Origin of the sequence: Motiliproteus sp. SC1-56 (genome assembly GCF_017309075.1) — a bacterium.
Taxonomy (GTDB): Bacteria; Pseudomonadota; Gammaproteobacteria; order Pseudomonadales; family Balneatricaceae; genus Motiliproteus.
In genome coordinates this window covers 51945-78469 of sequence record NZ_JAEMGS010000001.1, presented here as the reverse complement: position 1 = coordinate 78469, position 26525 = coordinate 51945, and the positions used below count along the sequence as shown (strand labels likewise).

Annotated in this window: 23 protein-coding genes; 7 read left to right on the top strand and 16 right to left on the bottom strand. The window is 63.1% G+C overall.

Features of this window, described 5'->3' with window-relative positions; genetic code table 11:
* Positions 1-56 precede the first annotated feature (56 nt).
* Entirely contained in the window at positions 57-332 is a 276-nt protein-coding gene (locus JGZ97_RS00400; protein ID WP_207060614.1) for an HU family DNA-binding protein, read from the bottom strand.
* Between the two features lie 199 nt (positions 333-531).
* Here JGZ97_RS00400 and JGZ97_RS00395 point away from each other — a divergent pair, with 199 nt between their 5' ends.
* The 4 genes from JGZ97_RS00395 (at position 532) to phoR (ending at position 4109) form a co-directional block, all read left to right on the top strand.
* Positions 532-1077 carry a chorismate lyase gene (locus JGZ97_RS00395; RefSeq protein ID WP_207060613.1) on the top strand — a complete coding sequence of 182 codons (546 nt, stop codon included), beginning with the start codon at positions 532-534 and terminating at the stop codon, positions 1075-1077.
* A 41-nt stretch (positions 1078-1118) separates the two neighbouring features.
* Positions 1119-2000, top strand: coding sequence for a 4-hydroxybenzoate octaprenyltransferase (gene ubiA, locus JGZ97_RS00390; protein ID WP_207060899.1), 882 nt, complete (start codon positions 1119-1121; stop codon positions 1998-2000).
* An 81-nt stretch (positions 2001-2081) separates the two neighbouring features.
* Positions 2082-2780, top strand: a complete 699-nt coding sequence (phoB, locus tag JGZ97_RS00385) for a phosphate regulon transcriptional regulator PhoB (protein WP_207060612.1) — start codon at positions 2082-2084, stop codon at positions 2778-2780.
* A gap of 6 nt (positions 2781-2786) precedes the next feature.
* Complete coding sequence (gene phoR / locus JGZ97_RS00380; protein WP_207060611.1) at positions 2787-4109, top strand: phosphate regulon sensor histidine kinase PhoR; 1323 nt, start codon at positions 2787-2789, stop codon at positions 4107-4109.
* Between the two features lie 40 nt (positions 4110-4149).
* On the opposite strand, the gene cysZ is transcribed toward phoR, so the two are convergent.
* The 3 genes from cysZ to JGZ97_RS00365 all read right to left on the bottom strand — a co-directional run bounded on the left by cysZ (position 4150) and on the right by JGZ97_RS00365 (position 6174).
* Positions 4150-4905 carry a sulfate transporter CysZ gene (gene cysZ / locus JGZ97_RS00375; protein WP_207060610.1) on the bottom strand — a complete coding sequence of 252 codons (756 nt, stop codon included), beginning with the start codon at positions 4903-4905 and terminating at the stop codon, positions 4150-4152.
* On the bottom strand, positions 4905-5132 hold the full coding sequence (locus tag JGZ97_RS00370) for a hypothetical protein (RefSeq protein WP_207060609.1): 228 nt from the start codon (positions 5130-5132) through the stop codon (positions 4905-4907). Before JGZ97_RS00370 ends, cysZ begins: the two co-directional genes overlap by 1 nt.
* An 85-nt stretch (positions 5133-5217) precedes the next feature.
* Positions 5218-6174 carry a hypothetical protein gene (locus tag JGZ97_RS00365; RefSeq protein ID WP_207060608.1) on the bottom strand — a complete coding sequence of 319 codons (957 nt, stop codon included), beginning with the start codon at positions 6172-6174 and terminating at the stop codon, positions 5218-5220.
* A 66-nt stretch (positions 6175-6240) separates the two neighbouring features.
* Here JGZ97_RS00365 and JGZ97_RS00360 point away from each other — a divergent pair, with 66 nt between their 5' ends.
* Complete coding sequence (locus tag JGZ97_RS00360; protein ID WP_207060607.1) at positions 6241-7185, top strand: NADP-dependent oxidoreductase; 945 nt, start codon at positions 6241-6243, stop codon at positions 7183-7185.
* 9 nt (positions 7186-7194) lie between these two features.
* On the opposite strand, the gene JGZ97_RS00355 is transcribed toward JGZ97_RS00360, so the two are convergent.
* Positions 7195-7794: a YjaG family protein gene (locus JGZ97_RS00355; protein WP_207060606.1), complete on the bottom strand. Its 600-nt coding sequence runs from the start codon at positions 7792-7794 to the stop codon at positions 7195-7197.
* A gap of 117 nt (positions 7795-7911) precedes the next feature.
* On the opposite strand from JGZ97_RS00355, the gene JGZ97_RS00350 reads away from it, so the two are divergent.
* Positions 7912-8457, top strand: coding sequence for a TRAP transporter small permease subunit (locus JGZ97_RS00350; protein WP_242521441.1), 546 nt, complete (start codon positions 7912-7914; stop codon positions 8455-8457).
* Complete coding sequence (locus tag JGZ97_RS00345) at positions 8454-9833, top strand: TRAP transporter large permease subunit (protein ID WP_207060605.1); 1380 nt, start codon at positions 8454-8456, stop codon at positions 9831-9833. The genes JGZ97_RS00350 and JGZ97_RS00345 overlap by 4 nt, the downstream gene beginning before the upstream one ends.
* A gap of 65 nt (positions 9834-9898) precedes the next feature.
* Here the strand turns inward: JGZ97_RS00345 and JGZ97_RS00340 are convergent, their stop codons facing one another.
* The 11 genes from JGZ97_RS00340 to JGZ97_RS00290 form a co-directional block, all read right to left on the bottom strand.
* On the bottom strand, positions 9899-10513 hold the full coding sequence (locus JGZ97_RS00340; protein ID WP_207060604.1) for a transglycosylase SLT domain-containing protein: 615 nt from the start codon (positions 10511-10513) through the stop codon (positions 9899-9901).
* A 62-nt stretch (positions 10514-10575) separates the two neighbouring features.
* Positions 10576-12579 (bottom strand): hypothetical protein, encoded by a 2004-nt coding sequence (locus JGZ97_RS00335; protein ID WP_207060603.1) that lies wholly within the window; start codon positions 12577-12579, stop codon positions 10576-10578.
* Positions 12580-12790: 211 nt separating this feature from the next.
* Complete coding sequence (gene hemE / locus JGZ97_RS00330) at positions 12791-13855, bottom strand: uroporphyrinogen decarboxylase (RefSeq protein ID WP_207060602.1); 1065 nt, start codon at positions 13853-13855, stop codon at positions 12791-12793.
* Positions 13856-13957: 102 nt separating this feature from the next.
* Positions 13958-15379, bottom strand: a complete 1422-nt coding sequence (locus tag JGZ97_RS00325; RefSeq protein WP_207060601.1) for an FAD-dependent oxidoreductase — start codon at positions 15377-15379, stop codon at positions 13958-13960.
* Between the two features lie 66 nt (positions 15380-15445).
* A complete protein-coding gene (gene gltB, locus JGZ97_RS00320) occupies positions 15446-19891 on the bottom strand; it encodes a glutamate synthase large subunit (protein ID WP_207060600.1) in 4446 nt (1481 codons plus the stop codon).
* A 175-nt stretch (positions 19892-20066) separates the two neighbouring features.
* A complete protein-coding gene (locus JGZ97_RS00315) occupies positions 20067-21626 on the bottom strand; it encodes an SPOR domain-containing protein (RefSeq protein WP_207060599.1) in 1560 nt (519 codons plus the stop codon).
* Between the two features lie 6 nt (positions 21627-21632).
* On the bottom strand, positions 21633-22724 hold the full coding sequence (aroB, locus tag JGZ97_RS00310) for a 3-dehydroquinate synthase (RefSeq protein WP_207060598.1): 1092 nt from the start codon (positions 22722-22724) through the stop codon (positions 21633-21635).
* Between the two features lie 6 nt (positions 22725-22730).
* Complete coding sequence (gene aroK / locus JGZ97_RS00305; protein ID WP_255537630.1) at positions 22731-23249, bottom strand: shikimate kinase AroK; 519 nt, start codon at positions 23247-23249, stop codon at positions 22731-22733.
* A gap of 18 nt (positions 23250-23267) precedes the next feature.
* The gene (gene pilQ / locus JGZ97_RS00300) at positions 23268-25355 is read right to left on the bottom strand and encodes a type IV pilus secretin PilQ (protein ID WP_242521440.1); all 2088 of its coding nucleotides are present in this window, start codon (positions 25353-25355) and stop codon (positions 23268-23270) included.
* 18 nt (positions 25356-25373) lie between these two features.
* A complete protein-coding gene (locus JGZ97_RS00295) occupies positions 25374-25937 on the bottom strand; it encodes a pilus assembly protein PilP (protein ID WP_207060597.1) in 564 nt (187 codons plus the stop codon).
* Positions 25921-26523, bottom strand: a complete 603-nt coding sequence (locus JGZ97_RS00290) for a type 4a pilus biogenesis protein PilO (protein WP_207060596.1) — start codon at positions 26521-26523, stop codon at positions 25921-25923. The genes JGZ97_RS00295 and JGZ97_RS00290 overlap by 17 nt, the downstream gene beginning before the upstream one ends.
* Positions 26524-26525 lie beyond the last annotated feature (2 nt).

Genomic DNA, 26525 nt, shown 5'->3' with positions numbered 1-26525 from the left:
AGCCCCGCATCACGCGGGGCTTTGAGTTGTTCGGTCCGGAAAAGGGACGCAGGCGCCTAGCTGTTGAGGCTGTCCTTGAGGGCCTTGCCGGGCTTGAAAGCCACGTTGGTGCTGGCCGCGATTTCCATGGGGGCGCCGGTCTGGGGGTTCTTGCCCTGACGGGCCGCGCGGTGACGCTGGGTGAAGGTGCCAAAGCCGATCAGAGAGACGGTATCTCCCTTGGCCAGGGCGTCGGTCATGCTGTCGGTCATGGCGTTGAGAGCGGCCTGGGCTTCGCTCTTGGTCAGGTCCGCTTTTTCGGCGATCAGCGCCACCAGTTCTGCTTTACGCATAATAATCCTCGTAATTCCCGAAGTTGTCGGGGCTGATTAAATCAGCCCAACCCTAAAGAAGCAAAGGCCTTTTTCAATATCCGCCCCCCGCTATTGCTCCAGGTCATGCTACCGTGCCGGTGGCCGCTCGGGCGGCGCTTGAATATGGACAGTGAATCGCGCATCCTCTGCGCCTGATTTTTCATCACAGGACCTTTTTGTGCCGGTTGCTTCTTCCCTGGCCCGACAGCCCCTGTCCGTGCGTTGGCGCAGCTACCGCCGTGGCCCCTGCAGTCGCCTGCCCCGGGCCTGGCGGGGCTGGCTGCTGGACTCGGGGTCGCTGACCCGGCGTCTCAAGCGGGCCAGCGCCGGCGACTTCAGGGTCGAGGTGCTGTTCCAGGGCTGGAGCCGTCCCACCCTAAGCGAGGCCCGCGCCCTGGGAATTGCCCCCAGCCAGCAGGTGCTGGTGCGCGAGGTGCGCCTCTGGGGGCTTGGCGAGCCCTGGGTCTGCGCCCGCAGCATCATTCCGGCAACCACCCTCACAGGCCCCCAGCGGCGCCTCAAGTTCCTCGGCGAGCGTCCCCTGGGCGCGGTGCTGTTCAACGATCCCAGCATGCACCGCGGCCCCATCGAAACGGCGCAGCTGCCCCTGAACGGCACCCGGACCCGGACCCGGGCCTGGGCGCGCCGCTCCGTATTCCGCCTAGAGGGCAAGCCGCTGCTGGTCAGCGAGATTTTCCTGCCTTCGCTACTGCAGGTACAATGAGCCCCTTCGATTCCTAGAAGGAGCGGAACTTGCTGCGACCGATGGATATTCGCCGGGGCCTGAGCGTCGAGCGGCTCAGGGCCTGGATGGAGCTGACCCGCCTCAACCGGCCGATTGGCATCTACCTGCTGCTCTGGCCGACCTACTGGGCGCTGTGGGTGGCGGCCGAAGGGGTGCCCGCGCTTCACCTGCTGATTATTTTCACCCTCGGGGTGGTGCTGATGCGCTCGGCTGGGTGTGTGATCAACGACTTTGCCGACCGGCACCTGGACGGTCATGTCAAACGTACCCGGGGCCGCCCTCTGCCCTCCGGACGGGTCACCGTTCGCGAGGTGATCGGCCTGTTTTTCGTACTCTGCCTGAGCGCCTTTGTGCTGGTGCTGTTTACGGACCGCCAGACCGTGCTGCTCTCGTTCGGCGGGGTCGCCCTGGCCACCGCCTACCCGTTTATGAAGCGCTACACCTACCTGCCCCAGGTGGTGCTGGGCGCGGCCTTCTCCTGGGCGGTGCCCATGGCCTTCAGTGCCCAGAGCGGCGAGGTGCCGGCCATTGCCTGGCTGATTTATGCCGCCAACCTGCTCTGGACCGTGGCCTATGACACCCTCTACGGCATGGTGGACCGGGACGATGACTTGAAGATCGGCATCAAGTCCACCGCCATCCTCTTCGGTGACGCCGACCGCGTCGCGGTGGGCGTCCTGCAGGGGCTGGTGGTGCTGACCCTGCTGCTGCTGGGGGCGCAGTTACAGGCGGGCGTGCTCTATTATTCGGGAGTCACCCTGGCGGCGCTGCTGTTCGGCTATCAGCAGTATCTGATCCGTCACCGTACCCGCGAGGGCTGCTTTGAGGCGTTTCTGAACAATCACTGGGTGGGGGCCTTGGTCTTCGCCGGACTTTCGCTGGATTACCTGCTGCGGGGCTGAATCCCGTGCCTGTCATGGGACTGTAACATTGGCCCGCTGTAATAGGCCGTTAATGGTTCAGTCATAGAGGGTCGAGGTACCATGAGCAGCAAACGCGTGCTGATTGTTGACGATGAAAAGCCGATCCGGGAGATGCTCAGCCTGGCGCTGGAGATGGCCGGCTACGAGTGCCTGGAGGCGGATAACGCCCAGGCCGCGCTGGCTGCCGTGGTGGATGCCCAGCCCGATCTGATTCTTCTGGATTGGATGATGCCCGGCACCAGCGGCATCGAACTGGCCCGGCGGCTGAAAAGAGATGACCAGACCGCCGATATCCCCATCATCATGCTGACCGCCAAGGGGGATGAGGACAACAAGGTGCAGGGCCTGGAGGCCGGTGCCGACGATTACATCACCAAGCCCTTCTCTCCGCGGGAGCTGGTGGCGCGCCTGAAGGCGGTGCTGCGGCGCGCAAGCCCCGGCGGCGAGGAGGCGCGGATTGAGATTAACGGTCTGGTGTTGGATACGGTCTCCCACCGGGTGACGGTGGACGGCGCCCCCCTGGAGCTGGGGCCGACCGAGTACCGGCTGTTGAGCTTTTTCATGACCCACCCCGAACGGGCCTTTTCCCGCGCCCAGTTGCTCGACTTTGTCTGGGGGGGGAACGTCTATGTCGAAGAACGTACCGTGGATGTCCACATTCGACGGCTGCGCAAGGCCCTGGGTGAGGAGCTCGCCCCCCTGGTGCAGACGGTGCGGGGCATGGGCTATCGCTTTTCCAACCAGCACCTGAAGGCGTAGACAGGCGTGCCGCCGGACTCTCTTTTCAGCGTTAAGTCCACCACGGCCCTGCTGCTTTTCGCCCTGCTGATCGGCTGGTGGCTGGATGCCTTGGGCTGGGCCCTGGCGGCAGCGCTGGCCGGGCTGCTCGCCTGGCACAATTACCAGCTGAGCCGTCTCTACCGCTGGCTGTTGCGCAGCGACGGCAGCGACGCCCCGGAGGCGCCCGGCGCCTGGGGACACCTGACCGATGCCATCTACCGCCTGCAGCGTCAGCACCGCCAGTCGGAGGCGCACCTGAGGGGCGTCATCAAACGGGTCCAGGAATCCAGCAGCGCCCTCAAGGACGCGGTGGTGATGATCGACTCCCAGGGCAATATGGAGTGGTGGAACCGGGCGGCCAAGCAGTTGCTGGGGCTGCGCCGGCCCGACGACGTGGGGCAGGGGGTGCTCAACCTGATCCGCGATCCCCGCTTTGTCCGCTATTTCGAACGCCGCGACTACGATACCCCCCTGGAGCTTCCCTCGCCGGTCAACCCGGCTGTCCGGCTGCAGTACACCATCGCCGTCTTCGGCAAGCACGAACGCCTGATGCTGGTGCGGGATGTCACCCGCCTCTACCGGCTCGAGCGGATGCGCCAGGACTTCGTCGGTAACGCTTCCCACGAATTGCGCACCCCGCTCACGGTGATCCAGGGTTACCTGGAAACCCTGCAGGATCAGCTGGAGGATAGGGAACCGGGGCTCAGGCGCGCCCTGCAGCAGATGGAGGGCCAGGCCCGGCGGATGCGGAACCTGGTGACCGACATGCTGATGCTCTCCCGGCTGGAGACCACGGAGAGCCTCAGCGACGAACTGCCCATTGATCTCGGCCACCTGCTGCGGGAGTTGCGCGAGAACGCCCTGGCGCTGGCGCAGGACAAATCTCACCAGATTACCCTGGAGGTGGATGAGCGCTACCTGTTGATGGGGCAGGAGGCGGAGCTGCTCAGCGCCTTCTCCAATCTGGTCTACAACGCGGTTAAATATACCCCCGAGGGCGGCGATATCGACGTTCGCTGGTGGGTGGACGGCGCCGGCGGGCACTTCAGTGTCCGCGACGACGGCATCGGTATCGAGCCGCACCACATCAGCCGCCTCACCGAGCGTTTCTACCGGGTCGATGCCGGGCGCTCCTCGGCGGCGGGGGGGACGGGGCTGGGGCTGGCGATTGTCAAGCACGTGATGTTGCGCCACGGGGCGCGCCTTGAGATCGACAGCCGCCCCGGCGAGGGCAGCCTTTTTCTCTGCCACTTCCCGGCGCACCTGTTGCGCCCGGCCTCTGCCATGGTCAATGAGGATTCGGCCTGAAATCAGCGGGAAAGGGCCGCTTCGGGCTGTTCGCTGACATTCAGCGTCGGCTAGGCACGCCCCGGGCTTGCTCGGGAAACTCCTCGACCCAGAACAGGGTGGCGCCGATCACCGCGGCCGGCATGATCAGCAGGTTGATCACCGGCACCAGCATTCCCAGTGACACTAGGGCGCCGAAGCCCAGCGAGCTGAGGCGCCGGCTTTTGAGCAGCTGGCGCATGTGGGTAAAGCTGACCCGGTTGTTGTCCATGGGGTAATCGCAGTACTGGATCGCCATCATCCAGGCGCCGAAGAAAAACCAGAACAGGGGCGCGGCAAATCCCACCACCGGCACTAGGGTGAGGATAAAGATCAGCAGCAGGCGGGGCAGGTAGTAGACCAGCTTGGCCAGCTCGCGCTGCAGCGCCCGCCCCGTGGAGGCGAGCAGCTCCCGCCAGCCTTCGTCCGGCGGAATGGTGCCTCGCAAGCGATGCTCGACCCGCTCGGCCAGCAGGCCGTTAAAGGGGGCGGCGATGAAGTTGGCGATCAGGGTAAAGCTGAAATAGACCCCCAGCAGCACCAGCAGGGCGAACAGGGGCCAGAGCAGCCACTCGGCAAAACTCAGCCACTCGGGCATCAAAGAGAGCCAGTAATCCACCCAGTTGCCGAACTGCTGTATCAGCAGATAGATGGCGGTGCTGAAGAGCAGCAGGTTGACGATCAGGGGGACGATGACAAAGGTGCGCAGGCCCGGCTCGGTGAGCAGCTGCAGGCCTCGGAGCAGGTAGCCGCCCCCTTTGACGGGATTGCCTCCCATCAGGCGATGGCCCAGGCGTTGAAGAAGCGCAGGACGATGCCCATCACCATGATGGTGATGCCGATACGGTTAATAACGAACTCCTTGTGGGTAAAGGCGATATCCGCCTGCCAGAACTTGAGCACGGCTTGGATGTTTTTGGTGCGGATGATGAACATGGTGAGCGAGGCCAGGAAAACCAGAAATCCCAGTACGAGAAAGAGCGGTTCCATAAGGTCCAGGGGCATGAATAACTTCCTTTGGGGTTTTGTTTTTATTGGTCTGTCGATGGTAGCGGTCGGGACGCTTCCGCCACAGTAGACCAAGGGTGGATTACCAGTCGGCCGGCACGCTGAAGACGAACAGCCAGGGGCGGCGGTCTTCTGGATCAGCAGCTCTCGGGCCGTGATTATTGTCCAGCACAAGATAAAGAAGATCACCCCGGCGGGCAATCCCCTCGGCCTTGCCAAACCGCTGATCGCGGTAGGCCAGGTCGGGGGCCTGCTCTACATGCCGATAGCCCCAGCAGCGGTTGGCTTTGAAGTCCGGCGGCGGCCGCCTGCAGACCTGATAATGGTTGCGCTCCAGGGTGTAGAGGGTATCCGTTTCTGCCCAGAGGCCACTGAAATCATGGGGACTCATCAGGTCGGGAAAGGGGGTGAGCCAGAGGGCCCGCGCGCGAGGCCAGGGGCGTCTGCCCCGCTCGGCGATCACCAGTCCCCGGGGCTGGCGCTCGCCGGCCACAAAGGCCTGGCTCGGCGTCAGGGTCAGACCCTCGGCAAAGGCGTTCGGCAGGGCGAAGAGGCCGATGTCACGCCCGGCCCGGTACAGGCTGGTACCCATCCAGGTTCCGAGCCCCTGGCTGTCCACCGCCAGCACCTGCGCCAGGGTTTCGCTGAGCAGGAAAAGCTCCCCGGCCTCGCAGGCGATCCCCTCCCAGTCCCAACGTCCCTTAGCGGCCAGCCGTCTGAGCCGTCGGGAGGTGTAATTCGGCAAGGTGGGGGGCGCCCCTACCTTGATCTCTATGAAGACCCGGGCCCTGGCCTGGCGGGGTCCCGGGAGCAGCTCGAACACGCGGTCATCGTGATCGTCTGAAACCATCAGCAGGCGATCACCGCAGACGGCAAGGCCCGAGGGCTCCAGGGGGACGGTGTCATGGGCGGCAGGCACAATGGGGAGCGCCTGTACCAGCTCCAGCCGCTCGGCGCCCTGCACGGCGGTTCCCCAGAGGGCGCAAAGCCAGAGCAGGAAAACGGCAGCCGCCGTGGGCTGCGGCACCGGCAAGATCATGCTTCACCTCCGGGACAGTGGGCGCTATGCTGAAAAGAAATTCACCTCATTCAACAGGATACCCCCATGAAAGCGGTCCGTCTTCACCGCTTCGGTGGCCCCGAAGTGCTGCAGTATGAAACTCTGCCCGACCCCCGGCCCGGCGCCGGCGAGGTGCTGATTCGAAACCAAGCGGCCGGTGTTAACCCCATCGACTGGAAGACCCGAAGCGGCGGCGGTGCGCGTCCCTTCCTGGGGGAGCCGCCGCTGATCCTGGGTTGGGAATTTGCCGGGGAAGTCGCTGAGATAGGCCCTGAGGTCAGCGACTGGAGCGAAGGGCGCAGGGTCTGCGGGCTGCTGAACTTTCCACACCCGGGAAGCTGCTATGCCGATCGGGTGGTAGCCCGCTCTTCCCAGCTCGTGGCCCTGCCCGACGGGGTCGCGCCCGAGGTGGCCGCGGGCTTGCCCATCGCCGGCATGACTGCTTGGCAGGCCCTGTTCGAAGCCGCGGAGCTGGAGTCCAGCCATAAAGTGCTGGTGCTGGCTGCCGCCGGCGGGGTGGGGCACTTGGCGGTGCAACTGGCTCACTGGAAGGGCGCAACCGTGGTGGGCACGGCCTCGCCGGTCAACCACGCCTACCTGCAGGAGCTGGGCTGCTCCCAGGTGGTTGATTACGTGAGCGCCGATCTGGCGAGCGCAGTGCAGGACTGCGATCTGGTGATCGACGGGGTTGGCGGGCAGGCGGGTATCGAGGCCCTGGGCTGCCTGAAGCCCGGTGGCCTTCTGGTCACCCTGCCGACCGTTACCGCCGACGAGGTGGTGAAGGCGGCTCAAGAGCAGGGGCTGAAGGCCCAGGGGATTCGGGTTCACGAGGACCCAGCGCAGCTGGCGACGCTGCTGGCGCTGGTGGCCGATGGCCACCTCAAGCCCCGCGTGGAGCGGACCTTTGCGCTGAGCGAGGCCGCCGAAGCCCACCGCCTCAGCGAGAGCGGTCACGCCCGGGGCAAGCTGATTCTGACCATGGAGGGCTGACGCCCGGGCTCACGGCTGGTCGCTGATACCGATGTTGCTGACACCCTCGTTAGCGGCCAGCGTGCGCAGTTCGTCGACGAGGCCGGCCTCGGCTTTGGCGGCCGCGTTTAGTTTGGCGAGCAGCGTCTCCTGAAATTCACGCTCCTGTTCCATCAACGGGTGGGTGTTGATGTGACGCACCAGCTCCTCGTCGGAAAGGTCGACATCGGCGGTGATCTCAAGGTAGGTCTCGACGCCAGTGAGGGCCAGTTCGCTGAGGTTTTGGGCCTCCTCGGCGCTGGCTTCGACCATCTGGTTGAGGGCGCCGTAAAGGGCCACCGCCGCATCCAGCGCGGGATAGACGCCGAACATGTCGAAGGCTTCCGGATCTGGAATCTGCCCGTCCACCCGCTCCAGCTGGGTGTCGAAGTTGACCTTGCCGCCGCGATTGGCCAGGCGGTCCCACACCTTGTCCAGGGCCTGTCGCATCAAGGGTGCGTCTCCGGTGTCCGTGAGGCGGGCAAAGAGGGCGTAGTTGGGGAACAGGCGCTCGGCGATGGCGGCGGAAAACACCCCCAGCTGCCAGCTGCCCAGTTGGCCGAGGCGCAGGCTGTGGTCGGATTGATTCAAGGACGCTAACTCCTGGTCGATTTTTGTGTATTCTAGGTGATTCCCAGACAAATCAATACCTAATCCCCGGCGGGGGTAGGGATAATCGAGCGCTCGGTTACGGAGGATCCGTCTTTAATGTCATCTCTTAGGCTAATGGGCATCGTGCAGCGCATTGATCGCCTCAGCGAACTCACCGGGCGGGCTATCTCCTGGCTCACCCTGCTGATGGTGCTGATCACCTTCACCGTGGTGGTGCTGCGCTACCTCTTCAACGTGGGGTGGATCGCCCTGCAGGAGTCGGTCATTTACCTGCACAGCTGGGTCTTTCTGCTGGGGGCCGCCTACACCCTCAAGCACGACGGTCACGTACGGGTGGACATTTTTTACCGGCCGATGCCCGAGCGGCGCAAGGCCCTGATCAACATCGCCGGCACCAGCCTGTTGCTGCTGCCGGTGTCGGTGTTCATGTTCTGGATCGCCTGGGATTACGTGGCCAACTCCTGGGCGATTCTTGAAGGATCCCAGGAAGCCGGCGGCATCGAGGCGCGCTTTGTGCTTAAGACCACCCTGCTGGTGATGCCGGCGTTGATGATCCTGCAAGGCATCGCCGAGCTGTTGCGTAACCTGCTGGTGCTGCGCGGGCAGGCCCATCTGGAAGAGAACCAGGAGACCGAGCTGTGACCGAACTGATGCCCCTGCTGCTGTTTCTGACGGCGCTGATCATTCTGCTGGCCGGTTACCCGGTGGCTTATTCCCTGGCGGGTACCGGGCTGCTCTTTGCGGCCATCGGCACCCTCAGCGGTTACTTCGACCCGGTGTTTCTGGAGGCCATTCCCAACCGCCTGTTCGGAATCATGACCAACGAGGTGCTGGTGGCAGTACCCTTGTTTGTCTTCATGGGGGTGATGCTGGAGCGCTCGCGCATTGCCGAAGAGCTGCTGGACACCATGGCCACCCTGTTCGGCCCCCTGCGCGGCGGACTCGGCATCTCGGTGACCCTGGTGGGCATGCTGCTGGCGGCCAGCACCGGTATCGTGGGCGCCACCGTGGTGACCATGGGGCTGTTGTCCCTGCCCACCATGGTGCGCCGCGGTTATGACCCGCGACTGGCCACCGGCACCATCTGCGCCTCCGGTACCCTGGGGCAGATTATCCCGCCCTCCATCGTGCTGGTGCTGCTGGGAGACGTGATCTCCTCCGCCTACCAGCAGTCGCAGTTGGAACAGGGGATCTTTTCGCCGGAGACGGTCACCGTGGGGGACCTCTTTCTCGGGGCGTTGCTGCCGGGGCTGGCCCTGGTGGTTGCCTATATTGTCTATCTGCTGCTGCGGGCGCTGCTGGACCCGAAATCGTCCCCGGCGATTCCCGCAGAGGAGCGCCGCGCGGTGGCGAACCTGGGCAGCAAGACCTTCAAGGTGCTGGTGCCGCCGATCCTTTTGATCGTGCTGGTGCTGGGTTCGATCCTGGGGGGGCTTGCGACCCCTACCGAGGCCGCCTCGGTGGGTGCGGTGGGGGCACTGGTGCTCGCGGCCCTGCGCCGCAGCCTGAACCTGGATATTCTGCGCGAAGTGATGCGCACCACCACCCAGGTCAGCTCCATGGTCTTCATCATCCTGGTGGGCGCCTCCATCTTCTCCCTGGTGTTCCGCGGATTTGGCGGTGACGACCTGGTCCGTGACTTCCTCCACGAGCTGCCCGGCGGCACCTTTACCGCGGTGTTGCTGGTGATGGCAGTGATGTTCCTGCTCGGCTTTTTCCTCGACTTTATCGAGATCACCTTCGTGGTGGTGCCGTTGGTGGCGCCGGTGCTGCTCTCCATGGGACTGGATCCGATCTGGCTGGGGATCATGATCGCCCTCAACCTGCAGACCTCCTTCCTCACCCCGCCCTTTGGCTTCGCCCTGTTCTACCTGCGCGGGGTGGCACCGGACAGCATCAGCACCGGCCAGATCTACCGGGGGGTCATGCCCTTTATCGTTATCCAGCTTGGGCTGCTGGGCGTGCTGGCCTACTGGCCGGCGCTCGCCACCTGGCTGCCTAAGCTGGTCTACGGATAAAGGGCGGCGCTGCGATTCAATAATATCAATAATAGAAGTGCAGGGGCCGCCACTGCTGGCGGCCCCTAGAAGGGCCAGAACCAGGGGGAGTCGAGGTCATCCTCGCAGCGTTTGAGCTGCACGGCGTAGCGGTAGGCGTTGTCCTTGACCTTGCGGGCGACGCCCAGCAGCCAGGGCTTGCGGTTGTAAGTCTTGCGCTTAAAGCCCCCCTGCCCCTCGTGGTAGGCCAGGTACTGGTTGTAGGCGTCCCACTTGGAAATTCCCAGCATTTTGTGGCTCATCTGGCCGTACCAGCCGATAAAGTCCACCGCGTCCTCGAAATCGTCCCGGTCGGCGCCCCAGTTGCCGGTCTTGCTGATGTACCAGTCCCAGGTGCCGTCCTTTACCTGCGCGTAGCCGTAGGCAGAAGAGGGACGGAACCAGGGAATGATCCCCAGCAGGTACGTGCGCGGCGGGCGGGCGTCGTACTGGAACTTGGACTCCTGGTGAATGATCGCCAGCTGCACGTGAATCGGCACCCCCCAGCGCTCGAAACTGTCACGGGTGGCATCGTACCAGTCGTCCTTGTCGTAGAAGATATCGCAGCTGTTATTGATGTTGCGGGGCGGGGAGTTGGCGCAGCCGGAGATAAACAGGGCGCCACAAAGAACCACTGCTAGTTGGAAGGCCGATTTGCTCATTACTGCTGATACTCTATAAAAAAAGCCGGGCTAAGCCCGGCTCTACAACTATCCAAGGGCGATTAGGGGTTTATTGTAATCGGAATCGAGGCGGTTGTTTCATCTCCAGCCGGTGTTGTGACTTTGGCTGTTAATTTACCGTTCAAGGTCGAGTCCGTGGCTTCTCCCTTGAATTCCAGGTCTGCGTCGAATGGATCCAGCTGATTTCCGACGGTGAAAGAGGTTTGCCCTTGCAGGCTGCCCACTGTCACTGTGAAGGCCACCGTGGTTCCGTTAGGGGGTGAATTACCGTTCACGTCCTGGACGGTTGCGGAAATATTGGCTTTGCCATCATCGGTGACTGTGATGGACGCGGGAGAGAAGGTGATCCCGCCGACTTCAGGAACCGCGCTAGACATAACGATAATCGAACTTTCGCGGACTTCGACCAGGCTGGCGCAGTGCCCCAGGGTCTTGGCCGCTGAGGTACAAAGGGAGCCGTTATAAAAGCTGTCGGCGAGGGTGTACTGACTGTCTTCATCAAAATCGCGGAAAAACTCGCCGCTCTCCCAAACACCGCTTTCATCTGCATCACGGAAGGCTTCGGGCAGTGAGCTGACCGGCTCGCCGTCGTCATACAGGCCATTACCGTTGAGGTCAGTAAAGTCCTCTTCACCGATGGCGGTGGCGAGCACGGTTACGCGACCGTCCGCGGGACGCGGATTCTGGCTGGTCCAAATTACATTACAGGCACCACCTTCGGTGACGCAGCTTGGTTCAATGACGCCTCCTTCCGTGGTAAAGAGCACGGTGGTGTTATCGGGCACCGGGTTATTAAAACGGTCGGCGAGGCGGGCGGTAAAGGTCACTTTCTCACCGTCACGATCCCATCCCTGGGGGGTTTCGATATCCCGGGAAAGCGACAAACTGTTCTGGTCGGGCAGGCCGGTGCTGAGCGTGAGGTTGCTGGAAACGGTAAAGAGATCCGTTCCCCCGCCGGTGGTAAAGCGGGCGTGGACCCGAACATTGGTGGGAACGGTTCCCGCGTTGACCACGGTTTGGACAAGGCCGCTGCTGTCCGAGGTGGCGCTGGTGGTAGAGAGGGATAGACCACCAACGGTTGTGGAGAGGTTGAAATTCACGGTTTGACCGGCACGGGGATTGCCGTTGATATCCAGCACCTTGAACACCACCGTGGAAGTTTCCGGTCGCTCGCTGTCACCGGTTCCTTTCAGTGCGATGGTGCCAGGGGTGGCTGAGACAAACTCCAGGGAGCCTGCCGCCGCGGCCGCCACGAGAATGTTGGTCGAAGCGCTGAGGCCACCGGGGGCCGATGCTGTGATGGTGTCGCTGCCGACGCAGCCGTCGGCCCGATAAGTGGCTACGGCGGTTCCGCCGACGGTGGTGACCGTACCGTCGATAGTCGCTTTACTCGCCGCGACACAGGAAGAGGTAAAACTCACCTCCACCGGAGAGGTGAACAGGGCGTTAGCGTTGTCCTGATCTGCAACCGTGGCGGTAATTGTCATGGTGCCTCCGGCGGAAAGCTCCGCGGGTGGCGCCACACTGGGTTCCAGCGAGCCTTCGCTGAACCCGGCGCCTGAACCTGAGCCCAGGGCGATATTGGCCAGAGAGGTGCTGAAGGCCTGCGTATCCGAGACGCTCTCATCGTTGACGGTGGCGGTGGCGGTGGCCGTCGCTGCGCCCGCGGCGGTGCCTGCCTTCAGGGTGATGCGCGCTTCGCCGGAGGCGTTGGTCAACGCGGTGCCGGACGCCGGCTCCAAGGTACCGATGTTGGTGTTGTCGAGTTGGAAGGTAACGACGGTCTCGGCGACCGGCACGCCGCCTGCGCTCAGCACCTTGGCGACCAGCGTGCCCTGTTGGGATTCGGTGATGCTGGTGGTTTTATTGGCGCCGCTGTCGATCAGGGTCAGGGCTAGTGATGGGGAAGTGGATGCAGTGGTGCTACCGGTATCCCGGGTAGCGCTGCCCCCGCCGGAGCCTACCGCCCCGTCACCGCCGCCACAGGCGGCAAGAAGGATTCCACAGAAAACTACGCACAACAATCGGTGAATTAACTGCCCCATCATCATTTCCTTTTTAATGGTGACTGTGACAGGTCAGTTTTTCCTAAAAGGAATCGCTACCCTGCTCCAACGTATATTCGTTCGGACAAGGCTAGCATATCTAACAAATAATTAGGAAGGTTAGTGGCTAAATAAGAAGGGGGGGTTGGATTTAAATAAACCGACTTAAACAGTTGTTTAAAAAGGGCTGGGTGTACCAGCCCTTTTGGGCTTACGCGTGATATTTCGCGCTCAATTCATGCACCGCTTCCACAAACACTTTCGCGTTTTCCGGGTCCACATATTGGTGAATGCCGTGGCCCAGGTTGAAAACGTGTCCGGGGTTATTACCGAAACGTTGCAGGATATCTTCGACTTCCGCGCGGATCCGCTCGGGGCCGGCGTAAAGTACGCAGGGGTCCATGTTGCCTTGGATGGCCACCTTGCCTCCGACGCGCGCGCGGGCTTCGTCGATGTTGGTGGTCCAGTCCAGGCCCAGGGCGTCGGTGCCGGTGTCGGCGATCGCTTCCAGCCACTGGCCGCCGTTCTTGGTGAACAGGATCACCGGGACCTTGCGGCCGTCGTGCTCACGGATCAGGCCGTCAACGATCTGCTGCATGTACTTGAGGGAGAATTCGCGGTAGCAGGGGCCGCTGAGCACGCCACCCCAGGTGTCGAACACCTGTACCGCCTGGGCGCCGCTCCTGATCTGCTCGTTGAGGTAGGCGGTGACGGTGACGGCAAGTTTGTCGAGCAGGGCGTGCATCACTTCCGGGGTCTCGTACATCATCCGCTTGATGTGGCGGAAGTCCTTGGTGGAGCCGCCTTCGACCATGTAGGTGGCCAGGGTCCAGGGGCTGCCGGAAAAACCGATCAAGGGGACGCGGCCGTTGAGTTCGGCGCGGATGGTCTTGACCGCGTTCATCACGTAGTCGAGGTCGCTGCTCACGTTGGGCAGGGGCAGGGCGGCGACATCCTGTTCGGTGCGCACTGCTTTTTTGAACTTGGGTCCTTCGCCGGTCTCGAAATAGAGGCCCAGCCCCATGGCGTCGGGAACGGTGAGGATATCGGAGAAGAGAATCGCCGCATCCAGGGGAAAACGCTCCAGGGGCTGAATGGTGACCTCGCAGGCGAAATCCGCGTTTTTGCACAGGCTCATGAAGTCGCCGGCGGTGGCGCGGGTCTCGCGGTACTCGGGCAGGTAGCGGCCGGCCTGGCGCATCATCCAGACGGGGGTGACATCCACGGGTTCGCGGTTCAGGGCACGGAGAAAGCGGTCGTTTTTCAGTTCGGACATGGAAACTCTCGGCAAAAACTCGTTAACAGCCGCCTAGTATAGGGGCTTACCAATAAAAAAGGCACGGGTTTACCGTGCCTTCTTCGCGACAGCTCAACACGATCAGGCGTCGAGGTAGTCCAGAATGCCTTCGGCGGCCTGACGGCCCTCGTGAATGGCGGTGACCACCAGGTCCGAGCCGCGGACCATGTCGCCGCCGGCGAACACCTTGGGGTTGCTGGTCTGGAAGGGGAAGTCCCCCTGCGCAGGCGCCACCACCCGGTCGCCCTCGTCGAGCTGAATATCAAACTGTTTGAACCAGGGGGCGGGGCTGGGGCGGAAGCCGAAGGCTACCAGTACCGCGTCGGCGGGCACCACTTCCTCGCTGCCCTCGACCACCTCGGGACGGCGGCGGCCATTGGCGTCGGGCTCGCCCAGGGCGGTGGTGACCAGCTTGACGCCGGTGACCTTGCCGTCCTCGCCTACCACCTCCACCGGCTGGCGGTTGAAGAGGAACTTGACCCCTTCTTCCTTGGAGTTGACCACTTCCTTGCGCGAGCCCGGCATGTTGGCCTCGTCGCGACGGTAGGCGCAGTGCACGCTCTTGGCGCCCTGGCGAATGGAGGTGCGGTTGCAGTCCATGGCGGTGTCACCGCCACCGAGGACCACCACCCGCTTGCCCTTAAGGTTGATAAAGCCGTTTTCGTCCTGGGGGTAGCCCAGGCAGTTGTTGACGTTGGAGATCAGGAAGGGCAGGGCGTCATAAACGCCTTCCAGCTCTTCTCCCGGGAAGCCGCCCTTCATGTAGGTGTAGGTGCCCATGCCCAGGAACACGGCGTCGTACTCCTCGAGCAGGGTGTCAAAGGCGACGTCCTTGCCCACCTCGGTGTTGAGGCGGAACTCGATGCCCATGCCCTCGAGCAGCTCGCGGCGGCGGGTGATGACGCTCTTTTCCAGCTTGAACTCGGGAATGCCGAAGGTAAGCAGGCCGCCGATCTCCGGGTGGCGGTCGTAGACCACGCACTGCACGCCGTTGCGGGTCAGCACGTCGGCGCAGCCGATGCCGGCCGGGCCGGCGCCGATCACGGCCACCTTCTTACCGGTGGGAACCACGTTGGAGAGGTCCGGCTTCCAGCCCATGGCGACGGCAGTGTCGGTGATGTACTTTTCCACCGAGCCGATGGTGACGGCGCCGAAACCGTCATTGAGGGTACAGGCGCCTTCGCAGAGACGGTCCTGGGGGCAGACGCGGCCGCACACCTCGGGCAGGGAGTTGGTCTGGTGGGAGAGCTCCACCGCCTCCATGATATTGCCCTCGGAGACCAGCTTCAGCCAGTTTGGAATGTAGTTGTGAACCGGGCACTTCCACTCGCAGTAGGGGTTGCCGCAGGCCAGGCAGCGGTGGGCCTGGGTGGCGGCCTCCTCCGGCTTGAAGGGCCCGTAGATCTCGGCGAACTCCTTCTTGCGGATGCGCGCGGGGACCTTGGTCGGGTCCTGGCGCTTGACGTCCACGAACTGAAAATCGTTTTGCAGGCGATCACTCATTTCACCTAGTCCTCATATCTCGGCCCCTCGCGGGGGGCGTACAAACCTGTGTCACCGAAGGGCCCCTTACTCGGGGCGCTTGCGCATATTGTCGAGCAGCTCACCCAGGCCCGCGGCCTTGGGCTTGACCAGCCAGAACTTGGTGATGTAGTCGTCGAAATTGTCCAGAATCTGCCGACCCCAGGCACTTTCGGTTTCCTCGACATACTCGGTTATCACGGAGCGCAGGTGGTGGCGGTACTCCTCCATGTGGTAATTGCTGATGCGATGGATCTCCACCAGCTCGTGGTTGTACTTGTCCACGAAGGAGCGATCCAGGTCCAGCACGTAGGCGAAGCCGCCGGTCATGCCGGCGCCGAAGTTGTAGCCGGTGTTGCCGAGGACGGTGATCAGGCCGCCGGTCATGTATTCACAGCAGTGATCCCCGGCACCCTCGATCACCGCATCGGCGCCGGAGTTACGTACCCCGAAGCGCTCGCCGGCGCAGCCCGCAGCGAACAGCTTGCCGCCGGTGGCGCCGTACAGGCAGGTGTTGCCGACGATGGAGGTTTTCTGGGTCTCGCACTCGCTGGCGGCGGGGGGACGAATGACGATCTTGCCGCCGGCCATCCCTTTGCCCACGTAGTCGTTGGCATCCCCTTCCAGGCGCAGCTCCAGGCCACCGGCGTTCCAGACGCCGAAGCTCTGCCCGGCGACCCCTTCCAGGTTGATGCGGATGGGGGCATCGGCCATGCCGTCGTTGCCGTAGTGCTTGGCGATCTCACCGGAGACCCGTGCGCCCACCGAGCGGTCGCAGTTGGTGATGGTGAACGTAAACTCGCCGCCGCGCTTGTTGGCGATGGCGTCCCGGGTCGCCTCCAGCAGCTTCAGGTTCAGCTCGCCCTTGTCATAAGGGGCGTTATGGGCCTGCTGGCAGGTCTGGGGCTTGCTGCCGTCGACGAAATCGTTCTCCAGGATCGGGCTCAGATCCAGACGCTGCTGCTTGTCGGTGGTGCCGGGCAGGATTTCCAGCAGGTCTGTACGGCCCACCAGTTCCTCCAGGGTGCGCACGCCCAGTTTGGCCATCCACTCCCGGGTCTCCTCGGCGATAAAGGTGAAGAGGTTCTTCACCATCTCCACGGTGCCGATGAAGTGCTCGGAGCGCAGGTAATCGTGCTGGGTGGCGACACCGGTGGCGCAGTTGTTGAGGTGGCAGATACGCAGGTACTTACAGCCCAGGGCCACCATGGGCAGGGTGCCGAAGCCGAAACTCTCGGCGCCAAGAATGGCCGCCTTGATGACATCCAGGCCGGTCTTGAGGCCGCCGTCGGTCTGCACCCGCACCTTGTCGCGCAGGTTGTTGATCATCAGTGCCTGGTGGGTCTCGGACAGGCCGATCTCCCAGGGCGAGCCGGCGTGCCGGATGGAGGTGAGCGGGCTGGCCGCGGTACCGCCGTCGTAGCCGGAGATGGTGATCAGGTCGGCGTAAGCCTTGGCGACACCGGCGGCGATGGTGCCGACACCGGGACGCGAGACCAGTTTCACCGAGACCAGCGCGTCGGGGTTGACCTGCTTGAGGTCAAAGATCAGCTGCGCCAGGTCTTCGATCGAGTAGATGTCGTGGTGCGGCGGCGGCGAGATCAGGGTGACGCCGGGCACCGAGTAGCGCAGTTTGGCGATCAGGGCGTTGACCTTGCCGCCGGGCAACTGGCCGCCCTCGCCGGGCTTGGCTCCCTGGGCTACCTTGATCTGCAGCACATCGGCGTTGACCAGGTAGTGGGGCGTGACGCCGAAGCGGCCGGAGGCGATCTGCTTGATCTTGGAGCGGCGGTTGGTGCCGTAACGGGCCGGATCCTCGCCTCCCTCACCGGAGTTGGAGCGCCCGCCCAGCTCGTTCATGGCCACGGCCAGGGCCTCGTGGGCCTCGGGAGAGAGGGCACCCAGGGACATGGCGGCGGAGTCGAAACGCTTGAAGATGGCTTCCTTGGGCTCGACCTCGGAGAGGTCAATGGCCTTGCCCTCCTTGAGCTTGAACAGGTCGCGCAGGGTGGCCACCGGGCGCTCGTTGACCAGCGCCGCAAACTCTTTATAGGTGCCGTAGTCGCCGTTCTTTACCGCTTTCTGGATGGTGCCCACTACGTCCGGGTTGAAGGCGTGGTACTCCTTGCCATGAACGAACTTGAGCAGCCCGCCCTGGTCCACTGGCTTGCGCAGCTTCCAGGCGTCCTGGGCCAGTTTCTCCAGATCACGTTGGAAGTCAAAGAAGTTGGCCCCCTCGATTCGGCTGGCGACGCCGCGGAAACAGAGGTCCACCACCTCGCTGGCCAGACCCACGGCCTCGAACAGCTGGGCGCCGCGGTAGGAGGCGATGGTGGAGATGCCCATCTTGGAGAGGATCTTCAGCAGCCCCTTGTTGATGCCCTTGCGGTAGTTGCTGTGCAGGGTGATCTGGTCCCCCTGCAGCTCCCCGGTGGCCAGCATGTCGTTGATGATGCGGTAGGCCAGGTAGGGGTAGACCGCGGTGGCGCCGAAGCCGAACAGTACCGCCATCTGGTGGGAGTCGCGGGCGCTGCCGGTGTCGACGATGAGGTTGGCGTCGCAACGCAGTCCTTTCTGCACCAGGCGGTGGTGTACTGCGCCGATGGCCATGGGGGCGGGAATCGGCAGCATGCCCTGCTTGATGGCGCGGTCGGAGAGGATCAGCAGGATCCGGCCATCGCGCACCGCCTGCTCGGCGTCGTCGCAGAGTTTCTCGATGGCCGCTTGCAGCCCCAGCGCGGGGTCGTAATTGAGGCCCATGAAGTGGCTCTCAAAGCCCGGCACTTCGTTGTTGAACAGCACCTGGTACTTGCGCGGCGAGAGTACCGGGGATGCCAGAATGATGCGCTGGGCGTGGTCGGCGGTGTAGTCGAAGACGTTGCGCTCGTTACCCAGGCAGGTCTCCAGGGACATGACGATCGCCTCGCGCAGGGGGTCGATCGGCGGGTTGGTGACCTGGGCGAACTGCTGGCGGAAGTAGTCGTAGATGGGCCGCGCCCGCTGCGACAGCACCGCCATGGGGGTGTCGTCGCCCATGGAACCCACCGCTTCCTGACCGGTCTCGGCCAGGGGGCGGATCACCTGGTCTCGCTCCTCAAAGGTGACCTGGTAGAGCTTCTGGTGGGTTTTCAGCTGGTCCGGGGTGAACTCCTTGAACTGCAGGTCCTGGTCGCGCAATTGCGCTTCCAGGCGGTAGGAGTGCTGCTTCAGCCACTGCTTGTAGGGGTGGGCGCTCTTCAGACGGTTGTCGACGTCGTCGGTGTGCAGCACTTCGCCGGTCTCGGTGTCGATGGCGAGGATCTGGCCGGGGCCCACCCGGCCTTTGGCGACCACGTCTTCGGGCTTGTAGTCGTAAGTGCCGATCTCGGAGGCGGTGCAGATGATGCCGTCTTTGGTCATCACCCAGCGGGAGGGGCGCAGGCCGTTGCGGTCGAGCATGCAGACCGCGGTGCGACCGTCGGTCATCACCAGGCCAGCCGGGCCGTCCCAGGGCTCCATGTGCATGGAGTTGTACTCGTAGAAGGCGCGCAGATCCGGATCCATGGTCTCCACGTTCTGCCAGGCCGGGGGAATCATCATCCGCACTGCCTGGTAGAGCTCCATGCCGCCGGCGATCAGCAGCTCGACCATGTTGTCGAGGCTGGACGAGTCGGAGCCGGTGGTGTTGACCACGGGCTGCAGCTCCTCGAGGTTGGGCAGCAGGTCGGTTTCAAAGGTACGGGCGCGGGCATTGGCCCAGTTGCGGTTGCCTTCGATGGTGTTGATTTCGCCGTTGTGGGCGATGGTGCGGAACGGCTGCGCCAGGGGCCAGCGGGGCGCGGTGTTGGTGGAGAAGCGCTGGTGGAAGACGCAGATGGCGGTCTCCATGCGGGCGTCGTCCAGATCCTTGTAGAAGCTGGTCAGGTCGGCCGGCATCACCAGCCCCTTGTAGGAGAGCACGCTGTTGGAGAGGCTGCAGACGTAGAAATCTTGGTCCTCGACCAGGGCCAGCTCCGCCTTGCGGCGGGCCACGTAGAGGCTCACGGTAAGTTGCTGGGCAGATTTTCCGGCGCTGTTGACGAACACCTGCTCAATGCGGGGCAGGGTCTCCAGGGCGATGGGGCCACAGGAGGACGGGTCGGTGGGCACTTCGCGCCAGCCCAGCACTTCCAGCCCCTGGGCGGTGAGCGCCGCATCAAGGCGCTGGCGGGCGGTGGCGGCCTTGGCCTCATCCTTGGAAAGGAAGATCATGCCCACGCCATACTGCTCGCCGAGCTCGCGATCAAAGGCCTCCTTGGCGACGGTGCGCAAGAAACTGTCGGGCTTTTGCAGCAGCAGGCCGCAACCGTCTCCGGTTTTACCGTCGGCAGCGATGCCGCCGCGGTGGGTCATGCAGGTCAAGGACTCGATCGCTTTCAACAGCAGGTCGTGGCTGGCCTCTCCTTTGATGTGGGCCATCAGGCCGAAGCCGCAGTTGTCCTTGAATTCGCCAGGGCGATAAAGTCCTGTCTTCATAAGCAAACCCTATGTAAAGCTTTTGAAATCAGCTGCTTATGACGGCTTCGTTCGAGCGGGGGCCGTTGCAGCCGAGAAAAAGGGACGGACAGTCTACCTGCCAACGGCCAGCAGGACAAATTAATAGCGTTTTAGGGGGTATGGACGAGCTGTTTGGGCACGATTATTGCGTAAATTATTCTTTACGCCGTATGTCATTCTGAACACCCTTGATGCTGCGTGCCCAGGGGCGACGCTCGCGCAGTGTTCGGGGCAGTTCGGGGATGGCCGCCATGGCCTGATCGCGGGTGCGGTACTCGCCGTAGACCACCACGTACCAGGGCTTGCCCTTGAAGATGGTGGAGAAGGCGTAGAGGTCGGCCCGTTGCGGGTGCCCCTGGACGAAATCGGTCACGCTTTGCTCCTTGCGGGCACCCAGGATCTGCAGGGTATAGCCGTCCGGATTCCAACTCAGCAGGACATTTTCACGCCCGAAGGTGGTGTCCTGCGGTTGGGCGGCCAAGGGCGGTGTTTGCGGAATTTCCAGCACCCGTTTTTTCGGCGTGGGGGGCTCGGCGGCGCTCACTTCGCCGGGCTCGGATGCTACCGGCGTGGCACGAACCGGGGCGGCAGGCAGCTGGTCGGTTGAGGCAGGCGTGGGCTCCGGCGGGGCCGCGGTGTCGTCACTGGCAGGTACGGGGTCCGCGGGCGGTGTCGGCTCAGCCTGGGCGGTTGCTGCCAGCTCCGCTTCGGCGCGGGCCAGCTTCTCCTCCAGCGACAGTGCAGGAGTCGGCGGTTCAGTATCCGTGATCGGCGAAGGCTCGGTCATGGGTACTGGCAGGGTCACCTGCAGGCGGTCGCCGGCTTGCTGCGAGCCCAATGGCAGCAGCAGCCAGGTGGCGCCTGCCCCGGCTGCCAGCAGCAGCACCAGGCCGGCGCCCAGAAGCCATTTGCGCGGCGCCGTTTTGGGGGATGGCCGGGTCTGCGGCGGCTCAGCTACGCTCTTTTCCCCTTTTATCACGGCCTTGAGCACACGGGGAACTCGCCCGGGAAGGCCGAAAGATTCGTTGTGAAGGCGCTTGAACTGGGCTTCGCTCAAGCGCGGATAGATGCTGGGAAAACGGTGGCGGAGGTAGGCCGCCATGGCCGCTTCATCCAGGGCCTCGAGTTCCATAAAGTGGCAACTGCTGTCCATCACCGGCTGGAACAGGGGTTGGTTGAGCATCTCGCGCAATTTTGGGGTGGCGAAAAACACCAGGTGGGGGCGGGCATCGGTGTGGCTCACCGCCAGCAACCGGTTGAGCAGGAGATCCAGGGCGCTTTCCGCCAGTTGCTCGGCATCGTCGATAATGATCAGGAAGAGGCGCGAGATGTCCTGCAGCAGCTCGGCGTGCTCCGCCACCGCACGCTCCTTGGTTTCGTCGCTGGCGGTCAAGGCCACATCCAGGGTGAGCTGTTCAACCAGTGCGCTCAGCAGCTCCGAGTCTGACATGGCCTCGCTGGCCTGGATGCTGCAGGCATGGACGCTGGTGTCGCCGGGGTCGGGTTCGAACTGCTGGCGCAGGATGGTTTTTCCGCTACCGGGTACCCCTTCCACCACCTGGACGAAGTGGCTGTAGCGGCTGAGGTGTTCCAGTTTTTCCAGCAGCTGCACATGGGAGGGGGGCAGGTAGTGCTCGCCCTGGGGCGCGCGATCGCTCAGGGTAGGGGCCTGGCGGGGGGGCGGGGCCTCGTAGTCGCGACGCTGGTCTGTCATGGTTCCTCAGGCGCTTGCTTGGCTGAGCGCATCGTCCAGGGTCTGGTGAAGCGCGTCAGGGGCGAAGTCTGCACTCACTACGGCGTGTCCCAGGGACTTAAGCAGGACCAGCCGCAGCTGTCCGTCGATCACTTTTTTATCCACCGCCATGCGCTCAAGGAAATCCTCGGGGGTCATTCCCTTTGGTGGCATCAGGGGTAGCCGGGCGGCCTGCAGAATGCGGCGAACCCGTTCGCAGTCCTCGCCGTCGAGCCAGCCAAGGCGGCGTGAGAGCTCGGTAGCCAGTACCGTGCCTGCCGCCACAGCCTCGCCGTGGAGCCATTCGCCGTAACCGGCATAGGCTTCGATGGCGTGACCGAAGGTGTGGCCCAGGTTTAGCAAGGCCCGCTGTCCGGCCTCTTTTTCGTCGGCCGCCACCACTTGCGCCTTGATGGCGCAGGAGCGCCTGATCGCTTCGGCCAGGAGCTCGGGATCTCGCGCCATCAGGGATTCCATGTGCGCTTCGAGCCAGTTGAGAAAATCTGAATCCAGGATCAGACCGTACTTGATCACCTCGGCCATGCCGGCGGCAAGCTCGGTATCGGCAAGGGTCTGTAGGGTATCGGTGTCGATCACCACGCAGCGGGGCTGGTGGAAGGCGCCGATCATGTTCTTTCCTTGGGGGTGGTTGACGCCGGTTTTGCCGCCCACGGAAGAGTCCACCTGGGACAGTAGGGTGGTGGGAATCTGGATAAAGTTGACCCCGCGCTGGTAGCAGGCGGCGGCAAAGCCGGTCATGTCGCCAACCACGCCGCCCCCCAGCGCCACCAAGGTCGTGGTGCGGTTGTGGCGGCACTTGAGCAGGCGGTCGAATATCCGGTTAAGGGTTTCCAGGGTCTTGAAGCGTTCGCCGTCCGGCAGGATGACGGTGTCGACAGTCTTTCCGGCGAGGGCAGTCTTCACTTGCTCCAGGTAGAGCGGGGCGACCGTTTCGTTACTGACGATCATCACCTGGCTGCCGTGAACGGCATCGGCCCATAGCGCGCCGTCCGTCAGCAGGTCGCGGCCAATGTAAATCGGATAGGCGCGCTCACCGAGGGCGACGTTCAGCCTGTGCATCGTTGGCTACCTCTGAATTCCGGCCTGCTGCAGATATTTGATGATTTCGCGGGCCACGGATTTGGGTCGGCGGCCGTCCGTTTCCACAACCAGGTCGCAAAGGCGGCGGTAGATGGGGTCGCGGGCGGCCATTAGGTCGGCCAACACTTTAGAGGGATTTTCCTGTTGAAGCAAAGGGCGGTTGCGATCCTTGGCGGTCCGCTCCACCTGCTGCCCGATGCTGGCGTGAAGGTAAACCACGGTTCCCCGGGATTGCAGGCAGCGCTGGTTGCCCGGGTCCAGCACGGCGCCGCCGCCGGTGGCCAGAACCAAGTCTTTCTCGGCGCTGAGTTCGTCGATCATCGCGGCCTCTCGGCGGCGAAAGCCAGCCTCGCCTTCCACGTCAAAGATCCAGGGGATGTCGGCGCCGGCGCGTTCGACGATCTCACGATCCGAGTCTTTGAAGGTCAGCTTCAGCTCTTGAGAAAGAAGACGGCCTATGGTGCTTTTTCCCGCACCCATAGGCCCGATGAGAAAGATGTTCAAGTCTGTCGATTCCGATCTTTAGCGCGCGGTGACCGACTCCTCGATGATCTTGGGGGTAATGAACACCAGCAGCTCCGTTTTGCTGTTGGTGTTCTCGGTGCGACGGAACAGGCTTCCCACGAACGGCAGGTCTCCGAAGAAGGGGACCTTGGAGAGGTTCTGGGTGGCTTCGTTGCGGAATACGCCGCCGAGCACGATGGTCTCGCCGTTGTCGATCAGCACCTGTGTTTCCACTTCGTTGGTAATGATCCCCACTTCACCGTTCGGCAGCTCTTCGCCCACGGAGTCCTGGTTCACCTTGAGGTCGAGGATCAGGCGGTTATCCGGTGTGATCTGCGGCGTTACGTCCAGTGCCAGCACCACCTCTTTGAACTCCACGTTCACTTCGCCGTCCTGCACGGTCTGGAAGGGGATTTCGTCACCGGACTGAATGCGCGCCGGCTTGCCGTTGGCGGTGATGATCTTGGGCTGGGAGACGATCTCCGCCTTGCCGTCGGTCTCCAGGGCGGAGAGTTCGAGTTGCAGCAGCGAACTGCTGGTGCCGATGCCGATGGCGAGGGCAGAGTTACCGGTGTTGGTTGCGCCCAGGTCTACGTTAAGGGCCCCACTGGGCGGAATGCCGTCGGTGGGATTGGCGGTGTTGCCGATCCGTGGGCCGATCTTGAAGCCGCGGGAGCCGTCCCGATTGGCGTAACCCACACCCCAGCGTACCCCCAGCTCCTTGGTGATATCCGTGGTGACGGTAACGATACGGGCCTCGATCATGACCTGGCGCACGGCGATGTCCAGCTTCTTGAGGGCGCGGCGCACCTTGGAGATGTTGTTATCCGTATCCTTGATCAGCAGGGTGTTGGTGCGCGGGTCGGCGCGCACGCTGCCGCGCTCGGACAGCAGCCCCTGTTCGGTGCCCAGCAGGGCGACGATCTCGGAGGCTTTGGCGTAGTTGACCTGGAGGAACTCGGTGCGCAGGGGCGCGAGCTCGGCGACCTGCTTGTTGGTCTCGATCTCGAACCGCTCCCGCTCGGCGATCTCGGATGCCGGCGCGATCATCATCACGTTGCCGATGATCCGCTTATCCAGGCTCTTGGTCTTGAGTACCAGTTCCAGGGCCTGGTCCCAGGGGACGTTCTTCAGGCGCAGGGTGATGTTGCCGCTGACGGTGTCGCTGACCACCAGGTTCATGTCGGTGACGTCGGCGATGATCTGCAGCACCGAACGAATATCGATATCCTGGAAGTTCAGGCTGAGCTTCTCGCCGGTGTAGGGGAAGCGCTCGCGCTCGCGCTCCTGGGCTTCCAGGTCGGTAACCGGCTTGAAGTCGATGATCAGCTGATTCTCGGATTGGTAGGCGAGGTAGTCGTAAGGCTCGGCGGAGGGCTTGACCAGGATGCTGGTGTTGAGCCCGTCGCCCATGGCGTCGATAAAGGTCACCGGGGTGGCGAAGTCCTGCACATCCAGGCGCTGCTCAAGTTCAGCCGGCAGTTGTGCCCCGATCAGGTTGACCACGACGTTGCTGCCTTCCTCGACGATATCGACACCGGCCTTGCTGTCGGTGAGGTCGATCAGCACGCGGCCCAGGTTTCCTTCCACACGGCGAAAATCAATGCTTTGCACCTGGGTGCGCATCGGTTCGGGGGCGGAGGCGGTCTGTGCCGGCGTGTCGTCGGAGGCGGTGTCGACCGCGGCTGCAGCGCCCGCGCCAAAGACGATGAAGAGGCTGTTGTCTTCGACGTAGGCGTTGTACTCGGCGGGCTCATAGAGGTTGGCGATGACCCGCACGCGGCCTTTCACCTCGGCGATGCTGATGCTGTCCACCTGGCCGCTCTTGATATCGATGTTCTTGGTGGCAAGCCCGTTGCGCGCGTCCCACAGGTCCAGAACCACTCGTGCGGGCTCTTCGATCATGTAGCTGCGGGGCAGGGGAGGCGCGCCGTCGAAATCAAGGCGCACTTCCATGCGGTTGCCGGGAAGTGACACGAACGAGGAGTTCTCAATCGTCACCTCGGCGCGCGCCAGGCTGGCCAGCAGAAGGCAGGTGGTGAGTAGCAGCCCCTGCACGAGGCGAAGGGGTGCCCAACCAATATTAGTATCGTGATTAACAGCCATCTTCATTTCCATACCTTCTTATTGGTTTTCCACCAAGACTAAGTTTCTCGGGCGCTTCATCCATCCGTCCCGCCCGTTGGGAACGATCTCCAGAATATCCAGCTGGGTTTCGTCCACCTGAGTGATTTCGCCGAAATTGCGTCCCAGGTAGTTGCCGCTGCGCACCCGGTGAATTTCGCCGTTGGCGTCGCGGATCAGGGCAGTGAGGTCGCCGTTCTCGAGCATGTGAATGGTGCCGACCATGCGCAGGTTTTCCAGTTTGAACGCTTCGAGCGGCTCTTTCGGGCGCTCAAAGTCGGGCTTGAGGTCGTTCTTGACGAACTCTTCTTCATCGCTGGGCTCAATGCGAACCAGCTCCTGGAAGGGCCCCCGCAGGCTGGTGGCCCGGTAGAGGAAGCTCTCGTAGGGTTCGAACTTGGGTAGCGGGTCGATCCGGCCGCTGGGCTTGGCCTGGGTCTCGCGTACATACTGCTGCAGGTCCGAGAGGTCGTTGACCTGGCTGCAGGCTTGCAGAAGCATCAGCCCAAGGGCGGTAATCGCCGCTCTTGCCAGCGGCCGGCGCTGTTTACTGGGTGTCGTCATAACGATAAGTCCTTGCCGCGATGGTCATACTGAGATCGCCTGCCTGCGAGATCGGCCGAATGGAAAAGTCGTGCAGGGTGACGATGCGGGGGAGTGCTGCGACTCCGCTGACGAATTCGCCCAGCTGGTGATAGCTGCCCTTAACCTGGATATTGATGGGGAGCTCGATGTAGAACTTGACCTTTTTCTCCGGCGCCAGGGAGATCACATCGAAACTCAGGCCGCTGTTCTGGCCGATCTCGGTGATGTCCTCCAGCAGGCCGGGCACCTCGGTGTCGGTGGGCAGCTGTTTGAGCAGCTCGGCGAAGGTCTCCTCCACGTCCGCCATCTGCTTTTTCAGTGCCTCCAGGTTGGCCACCTGAAAGGCTTTCGATTGGTATTGACGCTTGAGATCCGGTTCCTTGGCGATCTCCTGCTCGAGGCGGGTCTGCAGATCCTTGATATAGAAGTGGTAGCCGCCTGCCGAGACGGCCACGAAAACGATCAGGAAGAAGACGGCCTTGACCCCCACCGGCCAGGAGCCGGCGGTGTTGAAATCCAGGTTGTTGATGTCAAAACCGCGGAAGGCGTTTTTCAGCTTTTCCATGA

Bases quoted from the DNA above. Each gene is read 5' to 3' on its own strand.
- cysZ (WP_207060610.1), bottom strand. From the start codon at position 4,905: ATGGGAGGCAATCCCGTCAAAGGGGGCGGCTACCTGCTCCGAGGCCTG.
- pilQ (WP_242521440.1), bottom strand. From the start codon at position 25,355: ATGGCTGTTAATCACGATACTAATATTGGTTGGGCACCCCTTCGCCTC.
- JGZ97_RS00315 (WP_207060599.1), bottom strand. From the start codon at position 21,626: ATGACAGACCAGCGTCGCGACTACGAGGCCCCGCCCCCCCGCCAGGCC.
- JGZ97_RS00370 (WP_207060609.1), bottom strand. From the start codon at position 5,132: ATGCCCCTGGACCTTATGGAACCGCTCTTTCTCGTACTGGGATTTCTG.
- JGZ97_RS00295 (WP_207060597.1), bottom strand. From the start codon at position 25,937: ATGACGACACCCAGTAAACAGCGCCGGCCGCTGGCAAGAGCGGCGATT.
- aroB (WP_207060598.1), bottom strand. From the start codon at position 22,724: ATGCACAGGCTGAACGTCGCCCTCGGTGAGCGCGCCTATCCGATTTAC.
- JGZ97_RS00350 (WP_242521441.1), top strand. From the start codon at position 7,912: ATGTCATCTCTTAGGCTAATGGGCATCGTGCAGCGCATTGATCGCCTC.
- ubiA (WP_207060899.1), top strand. From the start codon at position 1,119: ATGGATATTCGCCGGGGCCTGAGCGTCGAGCGGCTCAGGGCCTGGATG.
- hemE (WP_207060602.1), bottom strand. From the start codon at position 13,855: ATGTCCGAACTGAAAAACGACCGCTTTCTCCGTGCCCTGAACCGCGAA.
- gltB (WP_207060600.1), bottom strand. From the start codon at position 19,891: ATGAAGACAGGACTTTATCGCCCTGGCGAATTCAAGGACAACTGCGGC.
- JGZ97_RS00335 (WP_207060603.1), bottom strand. From the start codon at position 12,579: ATGGGGCAGTTAATTCACCGATTGTTGTGCGTAGTTTTCTGTGGAATC.
- JGZ97_RS00290 (WP_207060596.1), bottom strand. From the start codon at position 26,523: ATGGAAAAGCTGAAAAACGCCTTCCGCGGTTTTGACATCAACAACCTG.
- JGZ97_RS00340 (WP_207060604.1), bottom strand. From the start codon at position 10,513: ATGAGCAAATCGGCCTTCCAACTAGCAGTGGTTCTTTGTGGCGCCCTG.
- JGZ97_RS00365 (WP_207060608.1), bottom strand. From the start codon at position 6,174: ATGATCTTGCCGGTGCCGCAGCCCACGGCGGCTGCCGTTTTCCTGCTC.
- phoB (WP_207060612.1), top strand. From the start codon at position 2,082: ATGAGCAGCAAACGCGTGCTGATTGTTGACGATGAAAAGCCGATCCGG.
- JGZ97_RS00360 (WP_207060607.1), top strand. From the start codon at position 6,241: ATGAAAGCGGTCCGTCTTCACCGCTTCGGTGGCCCCGAAGTGCTGCAG.
- JGZ97_RS00400 (WP_207060614.1), bottom strand. From the start codon at position 332: ATGCGTAAAGCAGAACTGGTGGCGCTGATCGCCGAAAAAGCGGACCTG.
- JGZ97_RS00325 (WP_207060601.1), bottom strand. From the start codon at position 15,379: ATGAGTGATCGCCTGCAAAACGATTTTCAGTTCGTGGACGTCAAGCGC.